This window comes from Bacteroidota bacterium (assembly GCA_039111535.1).
GTDB lineage: Bacteria > Bacteroidota > Rhodothermia > Rhodothermales > JAHQVL01 > JBCCIM01.
Genome location: JBCCIM010000341.1, coordinates 1 through 2,605 on the forward strand (window position 1 = coordinate 1; position 2,605 = coordinate 2,605).

A 2,605-nucleotide genomic window follows, 5' to 3' on the forward strand; every position below is an offset into this window, starting at 1 on the left:
GCTGACCATCATTTGCAAGATGCAGTCAATCAGTCGTTGGATCAAGACAATAATAGTAAGGAGGTGTCATCACCTCCTCCTCCTGACGACGACAATGACGATCACGATGCCCCCTTTGACTTGGACATGGAGTAGTAGCTCTACTTATTGTGTTTTGTTGATGAAATACAACACGAATAGCTGGAAATTTTAGAATTCTTTTTATCTACACTAGGTTGTGTGCTGTAAGGTATAGTAGCTGTGTAGGGAAGACACAACGCGTGTTGCCGCTATCATGGCCAAAATGGCTTTCCTTTCTTGTCCATGAAAGGACTGTCGTGACACGGCTTCACACTTGGTTTGTCCTTATAGTGACATATCACAACTGGCTCTATTGTACAGGAATCGACTCCAAGGTGAGTAGTATTACCGCTGACGCTGTCCTTGACATACCACATGCCAATTTGTTGACGGCTTCTCGCGCATTAATAAGCCGGCCAATGCGTGGCGAGTCGTCCAGGGTTTCCCCTGTTTCATGGAGGATGGCATACGCCTCTTTAGCACTCAAGTCAGGATTCATGGCCCGCATGATGCCAAGCAAACCTGACACAACCGGTGTAGCCATTGATGTACCGCTTTTCGGACCATAGTCCTGGTTTGGGATCAGCGATACAATATCAACGCCTGGTGCTGCGATAGGGCGTGTCAGGCTGGTGTTTGTATTGGAGAATTTTGCCTTGTTGCCATTTTGATCGGTCGCCGCAACCGTGATTACCCCTTCGATATTGGAAGGCATGTGGTTTTTTGCATCCTGGTTGGAATTGCCGGCAGCAGCAACAACGATGGCGTTGCGTTCTATGGCAAAGTTGACGGCTTTTTTAACCACGCGTGGCGGCGCAAGGGCAAAGCCACCCAGCGACATCGAGATTACGTCGGCGTTGTTCTGCGTTGCATCAATGATAGCCTGTGCAATCATTTCCACGGAGCCCATGCCGTCGTTGCCAAGGGCCTGGTAACTCAAAATGTCGATATACTCCCCATTCCAATTGAGCGAAGCCATCCCAATGCTGTTGTTGGTAGCAGCGCCAGCGATGCCTGCACAGTGCGTGCCATGGCCGTGTTTGTCGACATTGCCCGGGGTTGACTCGAATACGCCTGTAATGTCTTCATGGCCACCATCTACACCCGTGTCAAGGATGGCAACGCGTGCTTTGCGTACTGGCGTCATGTCTTGCAACATGTGATGCACATCGTGTCCGTTTATGGCGTCAAGTGCCCACTGATCACCTGCGAGTGGGTCATTTCCCAGAATTCCTGTTGTTGTTTCGAAACTGAGGCTGCTTTCGTTGGCCGGGAGATCGAGCCCAAACGCTTCGTTCCACTCTACATGATCAATGTTTTCTGTATCCAGACGAAGGGCGCGCATGGCGGCCTGCATGTTACTCCGTGTGCCCGATACGATGTATACCTGGGCAAGGTCTTCATCCATCGAAAGTGAGACCGTAGGGAATGCTTTTTCAGCTACAAGGCCCCTGGAAAGTAGTTCGGCGTTGATTTCTTCAATGCTGTCATCTGGTCCAAGCTCCAGCAAAAAGGTATCGGCATTGGTTGTTTCTACGTTGAATACCTTGCCAATTGAACCGAGGAGGAACGCAAGGCCCAGCGCAAGGACACCCAGGATCACAAATGGTTTGGCTTTTGCGCGTCTGAAAAGCAGCAGGCCGGCGCCGCTCCAGAGCCCCATCGCCATATCTGTAAATACGCCGGTAGCCAGGCTCAGAATACCAGGACTTGTCACCAACCGGGTGAAACCCATCAAGGCAATGCAAACGAGGCCGGTGATAACGGTCCAGGGATTTTTGTTTTTCTTGCTGATATCCCACGCAATAAGAAGGCACCCGAGAATGGCAAATATAGCTGGTGTACTGAGCGAAAAATCTAACATAGTACCTGTATAGCTTGGAGACGGGTTATGGAATTAAAGCCGTTTTATAGATCGAACGTACACGGGTTGGCCCCACATTTTCATGGAAAGCACGTCTGCCGGCTCAATGACCGCTTCAACACGACCGTTTGTGACCTGGACTGCACGGGGGAGCTCACCTACAGGTTCATATTGCAGGTTGTTGTCTGCAATGATACCCCAGAATCCACCCTCAAAGTCTTGATATACAACGGTTCCAGTGATCTTCATAGTATGTAACTCCATGCAACGTGCCAGAAGGGGCTGTTCGTTACCATGGTGTTACGGGAGCTGCTGCTCAGGAGTTGCAGCCGCCAGCGGGATGATTTGCGGTTTTGTATTGGTGATTGATGAATGATACGAATTAAGGGCTGGAAGCATGATCCAGCTTTTTTCGTGTTTTCGTATCCATGCTTCAGAATAACGAACACCGAACCAGGGGTGTTCAGAAAAATCTATTGATCCACTGCGCTGGGATATTCCATAAAATAAAACGCTTTTAGTTGATGGGCACCCTTGGAGGCTTTTTGACCGTGCTAAAGGATATACGCAATAGTGGATTGCAAGCTACTGCCCTGCATTAAAGACCGCGTACGTTCATTTCTTTTACCCAAAACAAAACAGGGCCCCAAAAGAAACGAACCAAAGAAAAGGGCACCACCA

The 2,605-nt window shown here is 49.4% G+C and carries 2 protein-coding genes; both read right to left on the bottom strand.

Going from position 1 to position 2,605, the window contains the following annotated elements; all coding sequences use genetic code 11:
- Positions 1-370: 370 nt before the first annotated feature.
- Positions 371-1,924 carry a S8 family serine peptidase gene (locus AAF564_26610; GenBank protein MEM8489145.1) on the bottom strand — a complete coding sequence of 518 codons (1,554 nt, stop codon included), beginning with the start codon at positions 1,922-1,924 and terminating at the stop codon, positions 371-373.
- Between the two features lie 33 nt (positions 1,925-1,957).
- Positions 1,958-2,173, bottom strand: coding sequence for a hypothetical protein (locus tag AAF564_26615; protein ID MEM8489146.1), 216 nt, complete (start codon positions 2,171-2,173; stop codon positions 1,958-1,960).
- Positions 2,174-2,605: the final 432 nt, after the last annotated feature.

Bases quoted from the DNA above. Each gene is read 5' to 3' on its own strand.
- AAF564_26615 (MEM8489146.1), bottom strand. From the start codon at position 2,173: ATGAAGATCACTGGAACCGTTGTATATCAAGACTTTGAGGGTGGATTC.
- AAF564_26610 (MEM8489145.1), bottom strand. From the start codon at position 1,924: ATGTTAGATTTTTCGCTCAGTACACCAGCTATATTTGCCATTCTCGGG.